At 40.8% G+C, this 22,384-nt stretch carries 25 protein-coding genes; 15 read left to right on the top strand and 10 right to left on the bottom strand.

Features of this window, described 5'->3' with window-relative positions; translation table 11 throughout:
* Window positions 1-141: 141 nt before the first annotated feature.
* From ACTJJQ_RS02380 to ACTJJQ_RS02365, 4 genes are all read left to right on the top strand, one after another.
* On the top strand, window positions 142-1,356 hold the full coding sequence (locus tag ACTJJQ_RS02380; RefSeq protein ID WP_440599918.1) for a metallophosphoesterase family protein: 1,215 nt from the start codon (window positions 142-144) through the stop codon (window positions 1,354-1,356).
* 16 nt (window positions 1,357-1,372) lie between these two features.
* Window positions 1,373-4,159, top strand: coding sequence for an AAA family ATPase (locus ACTJJQ_RS02375; protein WP_440599917.1), 2,787 nt, complete (start codon window positions 1,373-1,375; stop codon window positions 4,157-4,159).
* A 62-nt stretch (window positions 4,160-4,221) separates the two neighbouring features.
* A complete protein-coding gene (yhaM, locus tag ACTJJQ_RS02370) occupies window positions 4,222-5,175 on the top strand; it encodes a 3'-5' exoribonuclease YhaM (protein WP_052321011.1) in 954 nt (317 codons plus the stop codon).
* A 108-nt stretch (window positions 5,176-5,283) separates the two neighbouring features.
* The gene (locus ACTJJQ_RS02365; RefSeq protein ID WP_017360318.1) at window positions 5,284-5,514 is read left to right on the top strand and encodes a sporulation YhaL family protein; all 231 of its coding nucleotides are present in this window, start codon (window positions 5,284-5,286) and stop codon (window positions 5,512-5,514) included.
* Window positions 5,515-5,569: 55 nt separating this feature from the next.
* On the opposite strand, the gene ACTJJQ_RS02360 is transcribed toward ACTJJQ_RS02365, so the two are convergent.
* Window positions 5,570-6,445: a peptidylprolyl isomerase gene (locus tag ACTJJQ_RS02360; protein ID WP_008348897.1), complete on the bottom strand. Its 876-nt coding sequence runs from the start codon at window positions 6,443-6,445 to the stop codon at window positions 5,570-5,572.
* A 161-nt stretch (window positions 6,446-6,606) separates the two neighbouring features.
* On the opposite strand from ACTJJQ_RS02360, the gene ACTJJQ_RS02355 reads away from it, so the two are divergent.
* Entirely contained in the window at window positions 6,607-6,693 is an 87-nt protein-coding gene (locus ACTJJQ_RS02355) for a YjcZ family sporulation protein (protein ID WP_008361129.1), read from the top strand.
* Between the two features lie 145 nt (window positions 6,694-6,838).
* Window positions 6,839-6,928 (top strand): YjcZ family sporulation protein, encoded by a 90-nt coding sequence (locus ACTJJQ_RS02350; protein ID WP_017360317.1) that lies wholly within the window; start codon window positions 6,839-6,841, stop codon window positions 6,926-6,928.
* 53 nt (window positions 6,929-6,981) lie between these two features.
* Here ACTJJQ_RS02350 and ACTJJQ_RS02345 read toward each other — a convergent pair whose 3' ends face one another.
* Entirely contained in the window at window positions 6,982-7,167 is a 186-nt protein-coding gene (locus tag ACTJJQ_RS02345; protein ID WP_072368131.1) for a hypothetical protein, read from the bottom strand.
* An 82-nt stretch (window positions 7,168-7,249) separates the two neighbouring features.
* Window positions 7,250-7,768 (bottom strand): DUF3267 domain-containing protein, encoded by a 519-nt coding sequence (locus ACTJJQ_RS02340; RefSeq protein WP_327855367.1) that lies wholly within the window; start codon window positions 7,766-7,768, stop codon window positions 7,250-7,252.
* A 234-nt stretch (window positions 7,769-8,002) separates the two neighbouring features.
* On the opposite strand from ACTJJQ_RS02340, the gene ACTJJQ_RS02335 reads away from it, so the two are divergent.
* A complete protein-coding gene (locus ACTJJQ_RS02335) occupies window positions 8,003-8,347 on the top strand; it encodes a YhaI family protein (RefSeq protein ID WP_007497157.1) in 345 nt (114 codons plus the stop codon).
* Here the strand turns inward: ACTJJQ_RS02335 and ACTJJQ_RS02330 are convergent.
* Window positions 8,325-8,939 (bottom strand): HTH-type transcriptional regulator Hpr, encoded by a 615-nt coding sequence (locus ACTJJQ_RS02330; RefSeq protein WP_008348891.1) that lies wholly within the window; start codon window positions 8,937-8,939, stop codon window positions 8,325-8,327. The two genes, ACTJJQ_RS02335 and ACTJJQ_RS02330, sit on opposite strands and share 23 nt — an antisense overlap.
* 187 nt (window positions 8,940-9,126) lie before the next feature.
* Window positions 9,127-9,483, bottom strand: coding sequence for a YtxH domain-containing protein (locus tag ACTJJQ_RS02325; RefSeq protein ID WP_007497160.1), 357 nt, complete (start codon window positions 9,481-9,483; stop codon window positions 9,127-9,129).
* A 128-nt stretch (window positions 9,484-9,611) separates the two neighbouring features.
* Between ACTJJQ_RS02325 and ACTJJQ_RS02320 the strand changes: the two genes are divergently transcribed.
* Window positions 9,612-9,803, top strand: a complete 192-nt coding sequence (locus ACTJJQ_RS02320; protein WP_008348888.1) for a hypothetical protein — start codon at window positions 9,612-9,614, stop codon at window positions 9,801-9,803.
* A gap of 254 nt (window positions 9,804-10,057) precedes the next feature.
* Here ACTJJQ_RS02320 and ACTJJQ_RS02315 read toward each other — a convergent pair whose 3' ends face one another.
* The 3 genes from ACTJJQ_RS02315 to ACTJJQ_RS02305 all read right to left on the bottom strand — a co-directional run bounded on the left by ACTJJQ_RS02315 (window position 10,058) and on the right by ACTJJQ_RS02305 (window position 12,368).
* Entirely contained in the window at window positions 10,058-10,576 is a 519-nt protein-coding gene (locus ACTJJQ_RS02315; protein ID WP_008348886.1) for a tryptophan transporter, read from the bottom strand.
* Between the two features lie 125 nt (window positions 10,577-10,701).
* Complete coding sequence (gene serC, locus ACTJJQ_RS02310) at window positions 10,702-11,781, bottom strand: 3-phosphoserine/phosphohydroxythreonine transaminase (protein ID WP_007497164.1); 1,080 nt, start codon at window positions 11,779-11,781, stop codon at window positions 10,702-10,704.
* A 158-nt stretch (window positions 11,782-11,939) separates the two neighbouring features.
* Window positions 11,940-12,368 (bottom strand): HIT family protein, encoded by a 429-nt coding sequence (locus tag ACTJJQ_RS02305; RefSeq protein WP_008348883.1) that lies wholly within the window; start codon window positions 12,366-12,368, stop codon window positions 11,940-11,942.
* A 487-nt stretch (window positions 12,369-12,855) separates the two neighbouring features.
* Here ACTJJQ_RS02305 and ACTJJQ_RS02300 point away from each other — a divergent pair, with 487 nt between their 5' ends.
* Genes ACTJJQ_RS02300 through ACTJJQ_RS02290 form a run of 3 tightly spaced genes read left to right on the top strand, consistent with a single transcriptional unit; the run spans window position 12,856 to window position 15,571 of the window.
* Window positions 12,856-13,596, top strand: a complete 741-nt coding sequence (locus ACTJJQ_RS02300; protein ID WP_008348877.1) for an ABC transporter ATP-binding protein — start codon at window positions 12,856-12,858, stop codon at window positions 13,594-13,596.
* A complete protein-coding gene (locus ACTJJQ_RS02295) occupies window positions 13,589-14,809 on the top strand; it encodes an ABC transporter permease (RefSeq protein WP_008348875.1) in 1,221 nt (406 codons plus the stop codon). Before ACTJJQ_RS02300 ends, ACTJJQ_RS02295 begins: the two co-directional genes overlap by 8 nt.
* A gap of 54 nt (window positions 14,810-14,863) precedes the next feature.
* Window positions 14,864-15,571: an EcsC family protein gene (locus ACTJJQ_RS02290; RefSeq protein WP_046527140.1), complete on the top strand. Its 708-nt coding sequence runs from the start codon at window positions 14,864-14,866 to the stop codon at window positions 15,569-15,571.
* A 29-nt stretch (window positions 15,572-15,600) separates the two neighbouring features.
* Here the strand turns inward: ACTJJQ_RS02290 and ACTJJQ_RS02285 are convergent, their stop codons facing one another.
* Window positions 15,601-16,788 (bottom strand): M20 family metallopeptidase, encoded by a 1,188-nt coding sequence (locus ACTJJQ_RS02285; RefSeq protein ID WP_440599916.1) that lies wholly within the window; start codon window positions 16,786-16,788, stop codon window positions 15,601-15,603.
* A gap of 148 nt (window positions 16,789-16,936) precedes the next feature.
* Here ACTJJQ_RS02285 and ACTJJQ_RS02280 point away from each other — a divergent pair, with 148 nt between their 5' ends.
* Entirely contained in the window at window positions 16,937-17,224 is a 288-nt protein-coding gene (locus ACTJJQ_RS02280) for a hypothetical protein (protein WP_223255613.1), read from the top strand.
* A gap of 257 nt (window positions 17,225-17,481) precedes the next feature.
* On the opposite strand, the gene ACTJJQ_RS02275 is transcribed toward ACTJJQ_RS02280, so the two are convergent.
* Window positions 17,482-17,967: an antibiotic biosynthesis monooxygenase family protein gene (locus tag ACTJJQ_RS02275; RefSeq protein WP_007497177.1), complete on the bottom strand. Its 486-nt coding sequence runs from the start codon at window positions 17,965-17,967 to the stop codon at window positions 17,482-17,484.
* A 127-nt stretch (window positions 17,968-18,094) separates the two neighbouring features.
* Between ACTJJQ_RS02275 and ACTJJQ_RS02270 the strand changes: the two genes are divergently transcribed.
* The 3 genes from ACTJJQ_RS02270 (at window position 18,095) to hemH (ending at window position 22,384) form a co-directional block, all read left to right on the top strand.
* Window positions 18,095-20,230 carry a transglycosylase domain-containing protein gene (locus ACTJJQ_RS02270; protein ID WP_017360307.1) on the top strand — a complete coding sequence of 712 codons (2,136 nt, stop codon included), beginning with the start codon at window positions 18,095-18,097 and terminating at the stop codon, window positions 20,228-20,230.
* Window positions 20,231-20,354: 124 nt separating this feature from the next.
* Window positions 20,355-21,413, top strand: a complete 1,059-nt coding sequence (gene hemE / locus ACTJJQ_RS02265; protein WP_025207037.1) for a uroporphyrinogen decarboxylase — start codon at window positions 20,355-20,357, stop codon at window positions 21,411-21,413.
* Window positions 21,414-21,445: 32 nt separating this feature from the next.
* Window positions 21,446-22,384 carry a ferrochelatase gene (hemH, locus tag ACTJJQ_RS02260; protein ID WP_045034863.1) on the top strand — a complete coding sequence of 313 codons (939 nt, stop codon included), beginning with the start codon at window positions 21,446-21,448 and terminating at the stop codon, window positions 22,382-22,384.

Here is a 22,384-nt window from a genome sequence, read left to right as displayed (position 1 = left end):
GAATTATACAAGGAGGAAGTTAAAACCTCTTTTTTCGCCCCTAAAAATGTGTTTTTTAGAATGAGAGCGATAGAACGTGCATTCGTAAAAACGGCGTGATAAAATATGGACAACTACAGTAACGTACAAGGAGATAGACGTTTGACGAAGCTCACTTTTATTCATGCCGCAGATCTTCATTTAGATAGTCCGTTTGCGGGAATGTCCAATATACCGAACCGAATTTTTAAAAGGTTGAAAGAAAGTACATTTCAAAGTGCCAAGAACATGTTTGAACTTGCGATTGATCGAGAAGTAGACTTTATGCTGCTTAGCGGAGATCTATTTGACGAATCGAATCGCAGCCTAAAAGCACAGCTTTTTTTAAGAAATCAGTTTCTTCAGCTGCAATCACACGGGATTGAAGTGTTTATTATTTATGGTAATCATGATCATTTAGGTGGTGAATGGACACCAATTGAGTGGCCAGAGAATGTTCACGTTTTTTTGAGCAGTACGCCAAGTGAGCAAGCCTTTTATAGAGAAGGTCAGCTTGTGGCAAGTATTTACGGGTTCAGCTACAAAGAGCGGGCTGTCCATGAAAATATGACACCTTATTATGAAAAAAAAACAGATGCCCCCTATCATATTGCCATGCTTCACGGCACATTAGCAGGTCAAGAAGGGCATGATGCGTATGCACCATTTCAGCTTCAGCAGCTTCTAGCGCGGGATTTTGATTATTGGGCGCTTGGACATATTCATAAGCGGGCTCTTCTGCATGAAGATCCAATGGTGATCTATCCTGGAAACGTGCAAGGAAGACATATAAAAGAAACAGGAGAGAAAGGCTGTTATGTCGTTTACCTATCTGAAGATGCTCAAAGAGCGGAGTTTATGAGCTGTTCAGATGTCATCTTTGAGACATTGACAATAGATATCACACATACCGCTCATATGACCGATCTTGTGACACTTGTGGACAAAAAGATGAGTGGACTGAAAGAGAGAGGTGTTCCTCATTTTTTGAAAATCGTACTAACTGGCGATGCTCCTGCTTATATGGAGCTCACGCAGCTTGAAGTGCTTGAGGAGCTGATGGCTGTTCTTCATGAACAGGAGGAAGATGAAGACTTGTTCGTTTGGGTGATGTCGATTGACTGCCGGACACATGAAGATGCCGTCTATCCAGAAGATTCTTTTTTGACAGAACTAACAGCAGAAATTGCCGAGTTTGATGCGTATGATGAGCTGCTTTCACCGATCAAGCGTCATCCAACCTATAGAAAGGCAGGAAGAGCATTTACAAAAGAGGACGAGATCGATATTAAAGAAGAGGCACAAAGGCTGCTGGCAGAACAGCTGAAGCAATTATGAGAAAAGGAGAGGTATGATGAAAATACGTTCACTCCATATTGCGAATTTCGGGAAATTTTCCAATCAAACCTTCCACTTTTCTGATGACGGTTTTCAGTTAGTTTATGGCCTGAATGAATCGGGGAAAACGACATTGAAGGCGTTTATTGAATCGATGTTATTTGGTTTTTCCAAAAGCCATATGTATAAGCCAAAGCATGGCTCATTTTATGGCGGGTCTCTTACATGTTTAGATGAAGAATTAGGTGTGATTCATATTGAAAGAACATCTGATCATGGCGGACAAGCTCAGGTGTTGCTGCCAAATGGTGAAGTGAAAGATGAAGCGTTTCTACATGCGATGTTAAAGGGAACGGATCGCAGATTATACCAATCGATCTATTCTTTTGACGTGTTTGGTCTGCAAAATGTACAAGCATTAAATCAAGATCAAATAGGGGAATTTCTACTCTTTTCAAGTTTGTTTGGCTCAGATTCGGCATCCAAAATGGACAGCAGGCTGCTAAAACAGCAGGAGCAGCTTTTTAAACCGAATGGACGTAAGCCTGAATTAAATCAGCAGCTTGATCATGTAAAAGAGCTGTCAGGTAAGTTAAAACAGGCCAAATTGGTAGAAAGTCGTTATACCGCAAAGAAAAAAGAACAAGCTGAATTAACCGAAAAGGTAGAAATGCTTCAGCATGAAATGAGACAGACTGAAGAAGAGATTCAGCTTTTGACTGAACATATTCGACTTTATCCTATGATAGAAAACAAGATAGAGTTAAAAAAAGATTTGGCTAGTTATCCAGAACGAGTCAAACGGTTTAGACCGGAAACCGCGCATGAACTTGATAAATTAGAATCACACCTTCACCCAAAAAAGGCGCAAGTGACGGCACTGAAACAAAAATTAGATCATTTGCAAACGTCGCTCACGCAAGTTCAGCCACTCTATGACAAGGATACGGTATTGGAGATGAAGCGAGTCATAGCTGAATCATCTGATGCTGAACTTGTGAAGAAACGCTTAGCAGAAGGGAAAACAGAGCAGAATTCTTTGAAACAAAAAATAGAAGAAGCATCAGCGAAGCTGAAGTGGCAGCGTCCAATCAAGCTTGACCAGCTGGATGATTCACTTGACTTTGAGTGGGAATTAAAAGAGGCTGTGAGCCAATACGTTCGTTTAATGGATAGGAAAACGCAGCTCGATGACCGGTTTGATCATGCAAGACATGAGCTAGAAGAAGCGGAAACCGCTCTAAAAGGATTAAAGGAACAGCCCGTTAAAGAGCAAGATGCAGAAGATGTCAGGGGCACAAGGGCTACAGTGAAACAGAAGCATTCCAGAGTGTGGTTATTCCCGCTGATGTTCGTGCTATGTGCTATCATTCTCACGGTCTTATTCGTTTTAGCAGAGAGCTGGGTGACGTTACTGTTTGCAGGATTTTCCGTATTTATCTTGATTGCTATTTATCCAGTGCTTAAACAGACTCAGATGAAGGAAGCAAACGACAGTAACGCCTATCATTCTTTTCAAGTTCAAACAGCTTCAGCTGAAACGCTAGTGAAGCAAAAGGAGCTTTTATACGAAAGAATGATACAGCAATATGAAGACTGGGAGCGGGAACTGGAACCTGTACAGCAGCAAGTAGAAGATATGAGAAGGCAGCTGGGGTTGTCCTCAGAGCTCTCATTCCTTGTGGAAGCTTTCCATATCTTGAAACAATTAAAAGCGAATACAGCGGCATATGAGGCGCTTAACAAGGAAATAAAGATGCTCACACAGCAGCAATCGACCTACGAGCAAAGAGTTTCAGCGCTCATGAGTCTCCTTCAAAGAAAAGAAGGGACCATTCAAGAGAATATCTCAGCCTTTCAAGAGATATTGAAAGATGAGGAAAAAAGAGAAAAAGAACGTCAGACATTGCACGTATCCATTCAGCATGTAGAGCAGCAGCTGACAACATTAGAAGGAGAAGTTCAATATTATGAAAAACAAACGGACGAGCTTTTTCGAAAAGTAGAAGCAGCGTCAAAAGAAGATTATCATGTCCTGTCTCATCTATCCAAAGAATACCGTGAGCGGCTGTACAATTTGCAGCAGCAGAACCAAGAGCTGCACAAAAGCGGTTATATAGATGAGGAAGAGGTCATTGTCCGTAAAGGTTTACGCACCCTTGAGGAGCAGTGTGCACAAGCAAAAAGACGTCTGAATGACATGCAAGAGAATGTGACGAATATGAAAAAACGCTTGGCAGAATTAGCAGTAGAAATACGCCAAATAGAAGCATCAGGTACAGTGTCTGATTTGACTCATCAGCTTGCTGTAGAGCAGGAGCAGGCAAAGCATCTAGCGAAAAAATGGGCGGCTATTCAGCTCGTTCGTTCCGTCATTCGAGAGAAACTCAATGAGCATAAAGAAACGAGGCTACCAGCACTCCTCCAAACAGCTTCCCGATTTATTCAGCCGTTAACGAATGATCGATATGAAGTGATTTTATTTTCTGCCGAAGATGACCGTCTGATTGTGAAACGGAGGGATGGACGCCTATTCCGCCCGGAGGAGCTTTCACAAGCAACATGTGAGCAAATTTATCTCTCGATTCGTTTTGCACTTGCTTTGTCCCACCAGCAAGATTGTCAGCTCCCATTTATGATGGATGACAGTTTCGTTCACTTTGATCATGTCCGTCTAGACAGGGTGCTGGAGCTGATGAGTGAACTCACTCGTTTTGAAACACAGCTGTTTTATTTCACTTGTCATCATTATATGAAACAAGCAGCGGAAGACGGGCAGATTACGAGTTTAGTAGTGGAATGATTGACAAATTATGACTTATGTTATACTTATATGAGCAGAAACATGGAAGGAGCATTTATTGAATGGCTAAAGGGATCATGACCTATGACGTCGGCGAACAAGTTGACCTGCATTTATTAATTAAATCATCTACTAAAGGGATTGCGAGTAATGGCAAACCATTTTTAACGTTAATTCTTCAAGATCAAAGTGGAGATATTGAGGCGAAGCTATGGGATGCAAAGCAGAATGATGAAATCACATATGCTGCGCAAACCATTGTGAAGGTAGTAGGTGATATTCATCATTATCGCGGAAGGAATCAGCTGAAGCTTAGGAATATACGTCCTGTTGCTGAAAACGAGCAAATCCGCATTGATGATTTTCTAGAAACAGCTCCTATTCCAAAGCACGATATGATGGATACCATCATGCAATATATTTTTGATATGAAAAACCCTAATATTCAGCGTGTCACAAGACATTTGCTGAAGAAATATGGACAGGAATTCGCTGATTACCCAGCAGCTACGAAAAACCATCACGAGTTTGTTTCGGGTCTTGCCTATCACGTGGTATCGATGCTTCATTTAGCGAAATCCATTGTTGATCTATACCCATCACTAGATCGAGATCTTTTATATTCAGGGATCATTCTACATGATTTAGGGAAAGTCAAAGAGCTTTCGGGTCCTGTCTCCACCACATATACAGTAGAAGGGAACTTAATTGGCCACATTTCTATTATGGTGACAGAAATTGCGAAAGCCGCAGAGGAGCTTGGCATTGATTCTGAGGAAATTCTGATTCTGCAGCATTTAGTGCTGAGTCATCATGGAAAAGGGGAGTGGGGCAGTCCTAAACCACCAATGGTGAAGGAAGCCGAAATTCTCCACTATATAGATAATTTAGATGCAAAAATGAACATGATGGATCGTGCGCTTGAGCATGTGAAGCCAGGAGAATATACAGAGCGTATTTTTGCACTAGAGAATCGTTCGTTTTATAAACCAACCTTTCACAATGAATCATCATGATAAAACGCCCGTTTGATGCGGGCGTTTTTTTTCATAACTTGTCTTCTTTTCGCATAAGCATGTAACACGAAGGAAGAGAGATTAGTCCTGAAAAAGGAGGCGAAGACAATGTTATTTTTTCCATGGTGGGTATATGCATGTATCATTGGTATTATCTTTTGTGCCTATAAATTAATGACGACAGCCAAAGAGGAGCAAGAGATTGATCAATCCTTTATTGAAAAAGAGGGAGAAATCTTTATCGAACGAATGGAGCAGGAGAGAGAGCGTAGACGTCAAGGACAGCAAATGAAACGATCCCAGGAAACGGCGAAGCATGAGGACCATTCGATTGCATAATCAATAAGAATAAAAAAACCCCTCTACAAGTTCATGTAGAGGGGTTTTTCGTTCATTATTGGTTTGGTGTTTGTTGTGTGGTTTGCTCAGATTTTTCTTTGAATGTATTTTCAAGTTCTTTATCTTTTACTTTCACATCAGCATCTTTCACCAATTTGTTTAAGATCGTTTGAATTTCATTGTTATCTGCTTGTTTTTGATCAAGCAGTTCTTTTTTCAAGTCTGCTTTCATGTCATCGTATTTACCGCGTTCTTCGGTCTTTTTAATGATATGGTAACCAAATTGAGATTTTACTGGTTTGCTGATTTCATTTACTTTTAGTTTGAAGGCAGCTTTACTGAAGTTCTCATCCATTTGGCCATCTTTTGCGAACCAGCCTACATCGCCGCCTTGTGCTGCTGAAGCAGTGTCAGTTGAATATTCAGATACAAGGTCATCCCATTTTTCGCCTTTATCTAATTTCTTTTCTACTTCATCTGCTGTTTTCTTGTCAGCAACTAAAATGTGGCTTGCGCGGATTTTTCCTTTTAGGTCATCGTAATACGCTTTTACTTCTTTGTCAGTGATTTTGATGTTAGCTTTGGCAGCCTTTTGAGTCAGCAGCTCATATTTTACTTGATCTTTGATGTAATCTTTTCCGAATTCATCTTGAAGTTGTTTTAAACGATCTTCACCAAGTGTCTTTTTATATTCTTCCAATTTCTTATCAATTTCTTTATCTGATACTTTGTATTTGTCAGCAAGAACCTTTTGTTGAACAAGTAGGTTTAAAGCATCTCCACCTGCTTGTTTCTTAAGTGTTGTGTAAAGCTCTTCTTTTGTGACATCTCCTGATTTTGTTGTTGCGATCACTTCTTTGTCACCGCTACTGCATGCGCCAAGAGTTAAAACACTTACTGCTGTTACAGCTGCTAAAGCCATTTTTTTCATTCAAAAAACACTCCTAATCTTTCCAATTTATTTATCATTGCTTGTATCATAACATATTGTGACATGCTGTAAAAAGAAATGCAAATGGGAGGGCATTCGTCTAGTCAAATTTTTGCGACCAACATACACATATATTGATCACAAAAAGGAGGCTGAATTATATGGGAGCAGGATATTCTAATGGGTTTGCTTTATTGGTCGTGCTATTCATTTTGCTGATCATCGTTGGTGCAGCATATCTTTATTAATTAAATCGCTGTAACAGAAAGGAGCCGTCCTGCCATGCGTGCGGGCGGTTCTTTTTTAAAACGATGACAGGTGCCTAAACGTTTTAAAATTTTTTGCATACACTGAGCTTAGAACAGAGGAAGAACTGGCAGGAGGTGTTTTCACATGGGAGGAGAAGTCTTTGCTGGCGGTTTTGCACTAGTCGTCGTGTTATTCATCTTATTGATCATTATCGGTGCATCGTGGATTTGCTAATAGATCATCATACACAAAAAGCTGCCATCAAACAGGCAGCTTTTGCTTTGATCTTAAATAGATATGGTAATTTCAACAAATGATGAGATCAGTAAGATCAGTATCGATACATTGATAAAGCGAAACACCTTATCTTGCCGTTCTTCAGGAATCTCTCTGACAAGGCATAATGTATTAGTAAGCCTGTTTATTGAATACACAATAAACGCGGCAAAGACGATGAAGTAAAATAAAACTATCGGAGATCCCCCCTCTCTATGCTATTCCCATACTACATTACCAAATTTTTTATGAAAAAGATAGAAGTTGGCTTTAAAAACCTCATGATGAGGAAGTTGGGTCAACTAAAATATCAAACTCGTCTTGGGCTTGATCAATAATGCATGATTTTGGCGCTTTTAGCAGTTTCCAAGCAAATAAAAAGTCAGGCAAACAATAGCCTGCATGAATACTTGCGATCATGATAAAATAGTGTGCGTACATTGGAAATGCCATTCCTAAAACAAAGTAAACAGGTGAGATGACACAAAACGGGCTGAGCAGTGAGAAAAGCATCACTCTCTTAGGCACGCGCTGCCAGCAATTTCGTTTAAATAACGTCATTTTTTTCTTATGTTTCATGACTGGTATCAAGTGAACCATGCGGTGGACAAGCAATGTCGCAAGTAAAAGCACGACAAAAAGTGGTGCATTGTGACTGCTGAGTCTCGTTTCAGGATGAGTCAGTTGAAAACATAAAAATGCCATAATGAAAAAAAATACAGTAAGACATATGGCTGAAATCATCATTCTCGTATAACCATAATCCTTTTCAAGATTAATGGTCTTCCAACAATTCATTTTTCATCCTTCCAATCTCAAAAAAACTAATTGAATATCTCAAGATAATTTACTCTTCCTGAGGATAAAAATCAATGGTTTTCATGAAAAAAAATAAATTGTTACATTCATATGGAATAAAGAGAGGAAACTTTGGGTTTTTCAAGAAAAAAAGACATAAGAGGGAGGTTCGTCTCTTTCGTCAATGAGTAATTTCGGCTAAAATAGAGTGACTAAGAGAAAGAGGGAACGTACATGAGTATTGAGGAACGAATGAGCCAGCTCGAATATTATATGGAACTGTTACTGACGGCGACAGATATGAGCCGTTATCCATATTATGCGTTATTGATCCGGCAGCGTGTATCGAAAGAAGAGGCAAAGGACATTGAGCGTATTTGTGCTGAGCTCTCAGATGAAATGGACAAGCAAAAAGCACAAGGCTACGTCATGTTCGACGATCTCCTTGCGCTGTTTGCGGGACAGTTAATTGAAAAGCTGGATGTTCATGAGACGATTTTTGCTTTGCATGATCAAGGGCTGTTTCAGCCGTTAATGAATGAATTTATAAAGATCATTAAACAATTTGATTTGCTTTAGCCGCTTTTTCCTCCGCTGAGTCTTCAAGTTCTTCAGGCTTTTTCGTGACTTTCCCACGTTCATTCAAAAAGTCCTTCTCAATGTTTGAAAACGATTTCTCAAAAATCTCCATGAAATCCTCACCATAAATGTTTCGGATAATACACATCATTTCTAAAATTTCAGGGAACTTTCCGTAAATGTCATGAAGCGGCTGTGCGCCTTTGACAATACCAGTTCGGGCCGGGTCGTAATCTTCGAGTAGTTTATGGAATGTCTCTTCGCCTTTTGGCGTTAGTTCAATATACGTATTGCGTTTATCGTTTAACTTTTTAGAAAATTTTAAAAATCCTCTTTCCTCTAATTTTTTAGAGAAGTTAAACGCCGTTGATACATGCATGACGCCAAACTTTGCAATTTCTGATATTGAAGCTCCTTTTAATTGATACGCAATCCACAAAATATGATGTTCATTGATATTTAGGTTATACGGTTTGATCCACTGCTGCCAGTCCTTTTCAATGGATTTCCAAAGAGCTTTGCTCAATTGGGCCATTCTTTGACTGAATAAAAGTGCTTCTTTTACATCGAAAGGCTGTTCCGAATGATTCATCCATTTCACCTACTTCTCTTTTTCTTGTAATTCTATTATGCCAATAAAATAAAGATTAATAAAGCTGAAAATTCAAGAATTTTTAAAAGTCATGAAAAACATTGACAAAATAACCTTTTTTCAACAAAAAAAGTGCGGGATACGCACCCCGCACACTTTTGTAAACGAATATTTTTTTGTGAGTATATTAGTTTTGTAAGGTTTTCTCCAGTTGTTTGAGCTTTTCCTCAATTTCCTGAATTTCCTTTTGTAAGTCCTGCTGATGAGGTTTGATTTCCTCGCGCCATTGCTGTATCGATGTTTGTAATTCAGTTCCGACCTCTTTAATGACTTCAGCACTTTCTTTTGCGGTTTCAACAATCTGCTCTTTTAAAGCTTGTCCATCTCTTTTTAATCTTGTCAGCGTATCTTCGAATTTGTCATAGCCGTCTTTCATCTTTCCGCGTACATCTCTGCCAGAAGAGGGAGTCGTCAGGAGCACTGCCGCACCTCCGAGGAGACCGCCTACAAATAATCCTGTTAATAAAGAACGTCCACTAGCCATTCCAATCACCTCTAGTCAAATTTTACACATTCGCATGTTCTCTCTGAGCTGACGATCAGCTTCATTGAACTTCCATACATAGCTTGCTTTATTTTAGCATACTTTTGAAGAAAAGGGAGGGGAGAAGGTTGTCTGTCTTTCTGTTCGTTTTTACGTGTATGTGTGTGATTTTCGCAGGTGGTTCTATTCATTATGTAAGGCAGCTTGGGTATGCGGGGTCTTATCCGCCAAAACATGTATTAAGACAAAAAGCAATTGTGTGTGCAGCAGGTGCAGGGATTTCGCTCTCCATTTTGCTGCTTACCCTTTTTCTTTTATAGAAGCATGAAAAAAACCTCTTCATCTAATGAAGAGGTTCCAGCATTTAGACAAACCCTCGCATTCGTTGTCAGTCCTGCGTGCATGTGCTCACGAATGTCAAATTCGCTCCGCGCCAGTACTCGTCCTTCCTAGACTTCAAGGGCTTTCAATCATGCTGAAAAGAAGACAAAGGGCTAAAATAAAGAATCATTTTAGCCCTTTGTCAACAATATGAAAAAAACCTCTTCATCTAATGAAGAGGTTCAGTTATTCGTTAAGCGACTTCAATCATTCTTGCGCGCTTTAATATGGACTGAGCAATCGGGAAGACAAATACCATTGCTATCGTATTTATCACAGTTGCTGGCAGGACAACACCTACAAGAAGTGCTGGTAACGCAGCCGGCAGTCCAGTAATCAGTAAAGCGGCAGATAGGAAAATCACGCCCGATACGACGGTCCCAACAGCGGTGAGTACAGCGGTCAGAACGACTTTGTTCTTGATCTTCTGGCAAGATAAGAAAAGGGCTAAGAAGATAAAGGCTGTCACCGGTTTATCAATCATATTTGGAATTTGTCCGCCTGGAAAACCTGTTGTCAAAGCGGAAATGACCCCAGTGACTAGGGCGATCACAACGACATGCTGTACCTTCGGAAAAAGGATGATGCTTAAAAACATCATGACCAGCATCATATCAGGTTTCATTCCGAAAAAGATGGGCGGGAAAATCGTATGCAAAACAGCTCCCATTGCTGCAAGCAATGACATAATCACTAATTCTTTTGTTTTCATTTCTATGCTCTCCTCTGCTAAGCTCTTAGAACTCTCCAATAATATGGCTGATCATTTATTGCAAGAGTCATGACTTTATATTTCTTGTTATTATAACAAATTTATTTCACGATAGAAAAGCCTTTTTACTCATTTTCTTGCTGGAACTTTTTCATAAAGTCCGCAAGCTTTTGGCAGTCTTCTATAGAGACGGCGTTGTAAATCGAGGCTCTGCATCCGCCAACAGAACGGTGGCCGGCAAGTCCAACCATTTGTTCTTGTTTTGCTTTCTCCACAAAGGATGCAGTGAGTGCATCATCACGCAGGGTAAACGTGACATTCATATGCGAACGGCTGTCAGCACGTGCATGCCCTTTGTAAAAACCGCCGCTTTGATCAATCGTATCATACAGAAGCGCTGCTTTTTGTTCATTGCGTTTTTCTGCTGCTTCTACGCCGCCCGCCTGTTTCACATGCTCCAGGACAAGGGACAGCATATAAATCGCAAAAGTCGGTGGTGTGTGATAAAGAGAATTGGCTTTGGCATGTGTTGAATATTTTAAAATTTTAGGTGTGCCGCTTTTTTCTTTCTCTAATAAACGTTTGCGCGCGATCACAATCGTGATACCAGAAGGCCCTAGATTTTTTTGTGCCCCGGCATAAATGAAATCAAATGAAGACACGTCTATTTTTTTGCTGAGAATATCACTGGACATGTCGGCAATAAGCGGGAGTGACGTGTTCGGGAACGTTTTCCACTGAGTACCGAAAATGGTATTGTTCGATGTGATGTGCAAGTAAGCACCGTCATTTAAAACGGAAGCATCTACATCTGGAATATACGAATAGTTGTCGTCTTCACTTGAGGCAAACACTGATGTTTCACCAAACCCTTTTGCTTCTGACAAGGCTTTCTCTGACCAAGCACCTGTTTGGATGAAATGAGCCGTTTCGCCTTCATGTAAGAAGTTCATCGGAATCATTGCAAATTGAAGACTTGCCCCGCCTTGTAAAAAGAGGACCTCATAATCTTCTGGAATGTCCATCAATTCTACCAAGAGTGCTTTCGCTTTATTGTGGACTTCTTCATACTCACCACTGCGATGAGAAAGTTCCATCACAGACATTCCGGTTTGTTTAAAATCAACAAGTTCTTCCTGTGCTTTTTGAAGCACTTCTAGCGGCAGCGCCGCCGGACCAGCATTAAAATTCGTCGTTCGCTTCATCACAATCTCTCCCTATTTCTCGCGTTAATGGATCAAAAGATAAAACCATCCTATCACAAATTTGAAGCATTTGGACAAAAAATTTGAATCGTCCTAAATATCTTACGATTCACAGGATAAGCACAGAAAAGAGGTGAAAAAAAGAAAAACCTCATCCATTAAGATGAGGTAAGGCGCGTATGAATGGCAGAAGAAATGTCTTTTAAATCCTCTGATGTATATTGATCTTGGTGAGATTTCCATACGGCACCAAAGCCGTCGCCTTTGCCATAACGCGGAATAATGTGCATATGGTAATGGAACACAGATTGTCCGGCTTTTTCACCGTTGTTGTTCAGAAGGTTTAAACCAATTGGTTCAAATTCTTGCTTAATCGCTCTAGCAATTTTCGGAATCGCTTGGAAGTAATGATTAGACACTTCTGGTGTCATGTCATAAATGTTTTCTTTATGTATTTTCGGGATTACTAGGGTATGTCCTTTCGTTACTTGGCTAATATCAAGAAAAGCCAATACGTGCTCATCTTCATATACTTTTGCACATGGAATGTCTCCATCAATGATCTTGCAAAAAATGCAGTCGCTCACGCCATGTCACTCCTCATTATTTTTCCTTTATCGTATCACAAAAAGAAGCAAAAAAGAAAACAGGACAAGCGAACTCCTTTGGTCGCTCATCCTGCTCCTGCAGAAGAAATGCTGATGCTTTCATTTGATATGCCTTTTGAATTCTCTATTTACTGAAATAAAGAATTCATATGCCTGCTATTTCTGCCGTAAACACCTCATTTGACGTTTTGGTTCGTCGTATACATATTTGTATAGGACACAAAAATCAAGAATCAGTGAAGCAAAACAGAAGCTAAGGTTTTTAGATGAAAAACCAATTTGTCATGCGGTCATTGCCTTTAACAAACACCTCATTTACGTATTGGTCATCAAGTTCATTTCTTCTACATACATTATGATGACCAGTATGCCGATGTTTTATTCATGAGTTGTCTATAGGTAAACATTTCAAATTGTCTTTCGTTTTTGGTACTATAAAGGAAAAAAGAAAGAAAGGAACGAACTGATGTCCCTTCTAACTGTAAAAGATGTAACGGGTGGATATACAAAGAATCCCGTTCTGAAAAATATTTCATTTGAATTAGAAAGAAACCAAATCGTTGGTCTCATTGGCTTAAACGGGGCGGGAAAAAGTACAACCATTCGTCATATTATTGGATTAATGAAACCTCATAAAGGGGTCATTGAGCTGAACGGACGAACCCTTCAAGAAGATCAAGAGGCGTATCGTTCACAATTTACGTTTATTCCAGAGACACCTGTCTTATATGAAGAATTAACGTTAAAAGAGCATTTAGAGCTGACAGCGATGGCTTACGGCCTTTCAAAAGAACAATTAGAAGAACGTCTGCCGTCTTTGCTGAAGGAATTCCGAATGGAGAAGCGATTGAAATGGTTCCCTGCTCATTTTTCTAAAGGGATGAAGCAGAAGGTGATGATTATGTGTGCGTTTCTTGTGGAGCCAGAGTTGTATATTATCGATGAGCCGTTTTTAGGGCTTGATCCGCTTGCGATCAACGCACTATTAGAACGTATGAATGCGGCGAAACAAAATGGCGCAAGTGTTCTGATGTCAACGCATATTTTAGCCACAGCGGAACGTTATTGTGATTCCTTTATTATTTTGCATGAAGGGGAAATTAGAGCGAAAGGAACACTGACAGAACTAAGAGAGCAGTTCAACATGAGAGATGCGACACTCGATGATCTTTATTTGGAATTAACAAAGGAAGAAAGCTATGAGTAAAACAACGCAAACCATTTGGAAATCAAGATTAGAAGAACACGTACAAGAAACAAGAAAATATTTAAAATATATGTTCAATGATCATCTTGTGATTGTGCTCATTTTTTTCCTTGCAGGCGGGGCGAGCTGGTACAGTAATTGGCTGAAGCATATTCCAGCTCACTTCCCATCCTATTGGGTCATGGCAGTTGTTTTCTCATTGGTACTGACTAGTTCTTACGTGCGAACGTTGATCAAAGAGGCAGATCTTGTGTTTATGCTTCCTTTGGAAGCTAAGATGGACCCTTATTTAAAACAAGCGTTTAACTTTAGCTTCATTTCTCAGTTATTTCCTTTGATTGCCGTGTCCATTATTGCACTTCCGCTATATTCGGCTGTCTCCTCAGGCGATCTGATGCTATATGTGCTCATTTTGGCGCAAATGATCTTAATAAAAGGTCTGAATACAGCGATTCAGTGGAGAATCACTTATTTTCAAGGGAAACATGTCAGATGGATTGATGCAGTGATTCGTTTTCTGCTCAATACAATGTTAATGTATACCGTTTTACAAGCAGCTTATGCCATTGCCATCGTTTTTTATCTTTTATATGCTGTCTATCTCATTTACTTAACAAATGCAGTAAAAAAACAGCCTTTTCAATGGGAATTGCATATTTCTGATGAGTTAAAACGAAAACAGCGTTTTTACCGCTTGGCAAACTTATTTACAGATGTCCCTCATTTAAAGAAACAAGTGAAAAGAAGGGCGTATATGGACTGGGTCTTGCAGTTTGTCCCTTATGAACAGCGTAAAGCTTTTTCTTATATGTATGTGAGGGCGTTTTTACGTTCAAATGACTATTTTGGTCTTGTGTTTAGGTTAACGGTCGTGTTTGTGCTCATCCTCTTGTATACAGGTGCAGCAGGTTGGGTGGGGGCATTACTTGTCTTGTTTACAGTCTTTATCACAGGTGTACAGCTTGTCCCGTTAACAAAGCACTTTGCTCATCTGTCGTTACAGGCACTTTATCCTGTGTCTCAGCAAGAAAAAGATCGAAGCTTTTTTGTTCTCGTACGAAATGTACTCATCATCCAGTCATTTGTACTGAGCTCCGCCGTTTTCCCAGCAGGTGGATGGAAGGGAAGCGGACTTGCTGTTCTCATTTCATTGGTATTTGTGCTTGTCCTATTTAAGCCTTACGTACAAAGCAGATTAAAAAAGATGAGATAAGCGGAGATTTGTTTTTTACAGCGAGCGTATGATGTCACCAAGGAGGGAACTGGGATGAATGCAGCTGAACGGGAACTGTATGAAGAGGCCATTTTTTTTCAAATGCGTTTTTTAAGAAAACCATCCAAGATCGAGCGGTTTTCAAAAGGCGTTCAGCAGCAAGTGAATCGCCGAATCCCTGCTCGATTTCATCAAGTCATCACAAGTGCGGTGAAAACAATGGTTGAATCCACCGTATCAGGAAGCCATTTTACTTCATTTACAGTCATTGATGAACAATTGTCTATTGTAGAGCGAAATGAGCTGGCAAAGGAAAAGGTGACATATTATCAAAAGGCCGCTGCGATTGAAGGAATTGGCACAGGTGCGGGTGGATTGTTTCTCGGAATGGCGGATTTCCCTCTCCTTTTGAGTATTAAAATGAAATGTCTATATGAGCTTGCTTGTATATATGGATTTGATTTGTCTCAAAAAGAGGAAAGGCTCTTTTTGCTTTGTATTTTTCAACTCGCCTTTTCAAGCAGTGCACACCGTCAAAAAATGATGAAACTCATTGAAGAATGGGAAACAACCCGGGAAGAAATGGATTGGTATAGCTTTCAGCAGGAATATCGAGATTATATTGACCTTGTGAAGCTGTTTCAATTAATGCCTGTGGTCGGTGCCGCTGTTGGCGGGGTGGCAAATCATCAGCTGACAGGACAGCTTGGTGAAGTCGCACGCCATGTGTTTCACTTGCGTGTGTTGAAGGAATTGAAATAGAAAAGCCGCTGCCTAACAGCGGCTTTTTTTCATTCATCGTAGGAAAGGACGGCATGAGCGAGTACCTTTGCTGCGACAGGCATTGCGTTTTCGTTAATATCAAATTTTGGATGGTGGTGTGGATACACATCTTGGCTGTTTTCTGGCATAGCGCCTGTGTAGAAGAAAGTACCAGGAACATGCTGAAGGTAGTAAGCAAAGTCTTCTCCGCCCATTTGGGTTTCGGCTTCTTTTACTTCTGTGACTCCTTCTGTCTGTTTGGCTATTTCTGCTATATATTCAGTTGGTGCAGGGTGATTTTTGACTGCAGGATAGCCTCTTACATATTCATAAGTATAAGAGGCATCGTGCATGTGGCAGACACCTTTCACCACCTGTTCAATTTCACGTTCAATGATATGGCGTGCACTCTCTTCAAAGGAACGTGCAGTACCTGTCAGCACGGCCGAATCTGCAATGACGTTAAAGGCATTTTCAGCGACAAATCCCCCTACAGATACCACCGCAGAATCAATCGGGTTGACTTTACGGGCCACGACCTGCTGAAGATTGGCTACAATTTGTGAACCGATGAGTACGGCATCTTTCGTCATGTGCGGCTGTGCGCCATGTCCACCTTTCCCTTGCACTTGAATAGAGAAACGATCGGCGGCTGCCATAAAGTTCCCGCTTTTATAAAGAACAGTGCCGCATGGCTCTGAGGACCAAAGGTGGGTGCCGAAAATGACGTCAACACCGTCTAAACAGCCATCTTCAATCATTGGTTTCGCACCGCCGGGGGCATATTCTTCAGCATGTTGATGAATAAGGACGATTTTTCCTTTTAATTGATCTCGGTGCTCATGTAAGATCTTCGCTAAGACGAGAAGTGTTGCTGTGTGGCCATCGTGACCGCATGCGTGCATGACGCCAGGTTTTGTTGAACGGTAAGGTACATCCTTTTCATCATGAATGGGAAGTGCATCAAAATCAGCTCTCAGTGCAATGGTCGGTCCAGGGGAAGCTCCTTCAATAAAAGCGAGTACACCATGTCCGCCTACATGTGTGCGTGTTGGGATATGTAATCTGTCATAATATTGAGCGATGTAAGCAGCTGTTTCCTCTTCCTGAAAAGAAAGTTCTGGATTCATATGGAGATAGCGTCTAATTTCAACCATTTCCTCATAATGTTCATCAAGACGTTCATTGATCCTTTTGTGTAAAGTGGATACTGTCATTGATCCGAAAACCTCCTTTAGGCTCTTTTACTGATTGTATGGTAATTGTTAGAATCTTTCAACAGAAGAGGATGTCGAGAATGACAGAAAAGGTCATTTTACATAAAAGTCGAAGGTTAAGTATGAAGCTTGAAAAGGGGGAGTGGCATTGGGAAGCTGTCCAAATTGTTCAAAAGCATTTTCTTTCGTCGAAAAATTTCATTTATCGCATACGAGAATGATGCTTTGTCCAAGCTGCCGGCATCAAATCAAAGAAACGTTCGTTTCGAAGATGAGCTTTTTGATGATTTGTTTGATTCCACTGTTGGTACTACTTATTCAGATGAAAGGTGCTTCACCTATGCTCAAATGGCCAATCTTATTAGGATGGATCTTGCTGAATTTTTATGTACTTCAGCCAATCATTCATCGGTACGAGCTTAGAGATAAGCGTTGAAAGCCCAGCAGAAGGGCTTTTTTTTATGAAAAAAAGAAGTGCGAAAAGCAGCACCTCCCAGCGTGTAGCCAAACCCTCGCATTCGTTGTCAGTCCTGCGTGCTGGTGCTCACGAATGTGAAATTCGCTCCGCGCCAGTACTCGTCCTTCCTAAACTGCAAAGGTTTTCTATCACGCTGAAAAGAAGACAAAGGGCTAAAATCAAGTTCATTTTAGCCCTTTGTCAACAATCTGAGAAGTGCGAAAAGCAGCACTTCCTTAATGGTCTATAACTGCATGATAGGATGTCAGATAGGCAGGACGAGAGAAGATGGAGCCAGTATCCTCGTGCGGCTGAAAGAACGCTTCTGACTCTTGGAAGTCTTGAAATAAGTCTTCAGATTCCCAAAGGGTCAATATCAAGTACACTTCTTCATCCTTTTTTGGTCTTAACACACGAAGCGCCTGAAAGCCGCGCTGGTGCTCTGACATGTTTGTTTTTTTCTGAAAGGTGGATTCAAAAAGTGCTCTGCTTTCGAGCTTTACAGGGATATGATTCAGCGTGACAAAGCCAGATTGGACGAGCTCACCTTTTGTATAAATCACATCATAGGCATGGGGTGCTTTAAAGACTGTCTCACCCTCCGTTTCATGAAAAAGAGCCGCTTGTTCCTTACCGACCGTATAAAGCAGATTTTCAAGATGATGTTTTTTTGCGATTTTTTGCAAAAAGTCTGCTGTTCCATATGTAATATAGAAATTCATCTAAACCGCCTCCTGCTTGATAGTATAACAAAAGAATGATATATAATTCTTTGATAGTCAATCCATAAAACATATTATGAAGCAATACATCCCATACTATCCGTATAAAGGAATGAGGTGACCTAATTTGAAGAAAAAGAAGATAATCATTCCATTAGTCATTGCAGGAAGTACAATCGTGCTTTCATTTATTGGCTATCTGACCATTTTATTTTTAGGACATTATGTCATAGATGAGAAGAAGCTCGTTTTTCACGCTTCCTCGAAAATCATTGATCAGAATGGAAAAGAACTCACAAGCATGTATTCAGAAAATCGGGACCCTGTGTCATTAAAAGAGGTCCCAGATAAAGTGGCGAAAGCTTTTGTTGCTGTAGAGGACAAGCGCTTTTATGAGCACCACGGAATTGATGCACAATCGATTTCAAGGGCGGTTTATCGAGATATATTAGCAGGTGGAAAGGTAGAAGGCGGCAGTACCATCACCCAGCAGCTCGCCAAAAATATCTTTCTCACAAATGATAAAACGTTTCTTCGAAAAACAAAAGAAGTCATTATTGCGATCAATTTAGAAAGAGATTATTCAAAGGACAAGCTGCTTGAAATGTATTTGAATCAGCTTTACTTTGGTCATGGCGTCTATGGGATCCAAGCAGCGGCCAATTACTATTTTAGTAAAGATGTAAAAGATCTCACTGTCAGTGAAGGAGCTACACTTGCTGCCATGCCAAAGGCACCTTCAACGTATTCCCCTGTTCTACACCCAGATAAAAATAAACAAAGACGGGATACCATCCTGAATTTAATGAATGAACAAGGATATTTGTCTTCTACAGAAACAGTTGAAGCAAAAGGAAGAACACTTGGTATTCATTTAAAAAAGAAATCAGAAACCCCTTGGGTGGACAGTTATGTAGATCTCATGATTAAAGAAGCAGAATCACAGTATTCGATTTCGCATGAACAATTGCTTCAAGGCGGCTATACCATTACGGTACCAATCGATATGAATTTGCAAAAAGTTGCCTATGATGCGATGAAAAACAATCGTTATTTCCCGGGAAAAAGCGGGTCACCTGAAGGCAGCGCTGTGTTTATTGACAACGCATCTGGTGGTGTAAAAGCAGCAATAGGCGGACGAGAATATCAGGCAAGAGGCTATAACAGAGTCACAGCTGTTAGACAGCCTGGTTCTGTCTTTAAGCCGATCGCAGTATATGGTCCAGCGATGCAGGAGAAAAAATTCAGACCGTATTCACTGCTTGAGGACAAGGAAAAAAGCTATGACGGCTATTCTCCAAAGAACTACGATGGACAGTACGAGGGCAGGGTCACGATGGTAGAGGCTCTCATGAAAAGTAAAAATACATCTGCCGTATGGACGTTAAGCCAGCTTGGCATCGATACGTCTAAATCCTATCTTGAGAAAATGGGGATGGATATTTCGGATAAAGGACTTGCCATAGCGCTTGGCGGGTTAGAAAAAGGGGTTTCTCCATTGCAGATAGCTGGAGCATTTCATACATTTGCAAATGAAGGCGTCTATAAAAAGCCGTTCTTCATTCAGAAAATCACGAATGATGATGGTGAAACCGTTGAAAAAAATCGAAACAAAGAAGAACGAGTGTTTAGCGTACAAAATGCTTGGAATATGACAAGAATGCTTCAACAGGTCGTCAAAGGCGGAACCGCTCAGAGCGGATCATACGCTGGAGATTTGGCTGGTAAAACAGGCACAACTACGTATTCCGGTGTCAAAGGGGCAACGAAAGATGCTTGGTTTGCTGGCTACACACCTAGTACAACAGGGGCAATCTGGATGGGGTATGACAAAACGGATAACAGTCATTATTTAACTGGCGGCAGTCAGTATCCAGTGCAGTTAATGAAAGATATTTTAACGACAGCCCAAATAACCAATGAAACATTCCAAAAACCAGAGGGAATTAAAGAACTTCAATCGCCAATCCATTTAGAAGGACTGTCAGGCTTTGAAGCACGGTATGCATTTAAAATCAAAGGGCTCTTTACATTGGAGCTGTCATGGGATGAACAGGAAGACAAACGCGTTGAATATCGTATTTATGAAAAGAGAAATGGAAGCGAGACCCTGATCGACTCAGTAACAGGAACAAACAGCTACACAATGCCGTATGCGAATGTGTTTTCAGATGCGCAGTATAAGGTTGTTCCATACAATACTCAAACACAAGAAGAAGGCGAAGGCAGTGCTTATATCAAGCCAGAGGCTTTTGGACGTTAATATTCGGCGATTTTTTGAACATTGAGCCGCTTTAGTATACCGAGCCCTGAAAAAGCGGTATAGTAAAAGCAGTGTTTGAGCCTTATACAAAGAGAGTGTGAGGCGAAAGGTGGAATGAAAGGTAATGGGAAAAACGAAGGCTTTTAATGACACGTTCTTAAAGGCGTGCAAAGGGGAAAAAACAGACCATGTACCGGTTTGGTATATGAGACAGGCAGGACGCTCGCAGCCTGAATATCGTGCCCTTAAAGAAAAATACGGGCTATTTGAAATTACGCATCAGCCAGAGCTATGTGCTTACGTAACAAGACTTCCTGTAGAACAATATGGTGTAGATGCCGCTATTTTATATAAAGATATTATGACTCCGCTTCCTGCTATTGGAGTGGACGTTGAAATTAAAAATGGAATTGGACCAGTGATTGACTCGCCTATTCGGACAAAGGCAGATATCCAGCGTCTTGGAGAGCTTCATCCTGAAGAAGACCTGCCGTATGTGCTTGATACGATCAAGCTGTTAACAGAGGAGCAGTTGAATGTTCCGCTGATTGGTTTCGCAGGTGCACCTTTTACGATGGCAAGCTATATGATCGAAGGCGGTCCATCTAAAAATTATCATAAAACAAAGGCGCTCATGTACAGTGAGCCAGAGACATGGATGCTTTTGATGAATAAATTAGCCGATATGACGATCACATACATACGCGCTCAGGTAAAAGCAGGCGTCCGAGCATTTCAAATCTTCGACTCTTGGGTTGGCGCTTTAAATGCAGCAGATTACCGGACCTTCATTAAGCCTGTCATGCAGCGTATTTTCACAGAGCTGAAGTCTGAAAACGTACCAATGATTATGTATGGTGTCGGTGCGAGCCATCTGGCGAAAGATTGGCATGACTTGCCGCTTGATGTCGTTGGACTGGATTGGCGTATGAGTATAGACGAAGCGCGAAAAGAAGGCTTAACAAAAACGTTACAAGGAAACCTTGATCCAACGATTTTACTTTCTCCTTGGGAAGTGATTGAAGAAAGAGCAGCAGCGATTTTAGATCAAGGGATGAAATCAGATCAATTCATCTTTAACTTAGGTCACGGGGTATTCCCTGATGTCTCACCAGACACGTTAAAGAAGCTGACTGATTTTATTCACGATTATTCAGCTAAACATAAAAAGACATCCATCTAAATGATTTCAAATGATCTGAAGGAGTGTTGGTTGTGGAGAAAAAGAAAATGGGGCTACTTGTCATGGCATATGGCACCCCATATAAAGAAGAAGACATTGAACGTTACTATACACATATCCGTAGAGGCAGAAAGCCAGAACCGGAGATGCTGCAAGATTTAAAGGACCGCTACAAGGCAATTGGCGGCATTTCTCCTTTATCAAAAATTACAGAACAGCAGGCAAATGGTTTGTGTGAACATTTGAATGAGATCCAAGACGAGATTGAATTTCATGTATACATTGGGTTAAAACACATCGAGCCTTTCATTGAAGATGCGGTCGCTGACATGCACCGAGATGGCATCACAGAAGCGGTGAGTATTGTCCTTGCACCGCACTTCTCCACATTTAGTGTGAAATCGTATAACAAACGTGCACAAGATGAAGCAGAAAAGCTTGGCCATCTGAACATTACTTCTGTTGAAAGCTGGTACGATGAACCGAAGTTTGTGGACTATTGGGTGAAACAAGTGAAAGAGACGTATGCATCCATGAGTCAGGAAGAAAGAGATTCAGCAGTGCTGATTGTGTCTGCACACAGTCTTCCTGAAAAAATTATTGCAGCAGGGGACCCATACCCTGAACAGCTTGCACAATCTGCAAAAATGATTGCTGAAGGTGCAGGAATTGAGCATTATGAAATTGGCTGGCAAAGTGAAGGCAATACGCCTGATCCGTGGCTTGGACCAGACGTACAGGATCTCACGCGTGACCTATTTGAGCAAAAAGGCTATAAAACTTTTGTATACGTGCCTGTTGGATTTGTCGCTGATCACCTTGAAGTGTTATACGACAATGATTATGAATGTAAAGTCGTCACGGATGAAATTGGTGCAGCCTACTATCGTCCAGAAATGCCAAATGCGAAACCAGCATTTATTGATGCACTGGCAACAGTCGTATTAAAGAAGCTTAATGAAAGCAAGTAA

The sequence above is a fragment of the Bacillus sp. 22483 genome (genome assembly GCF_052044605.1).
GTDB lineage: Bacteria > Bacillota > Bacilli > Bacillales > Bacillaceae > Bacillus > Bacillus altitudinis.
This window is presented reverse-complemented; position numbering and strand designations above follow the sequence as displayed.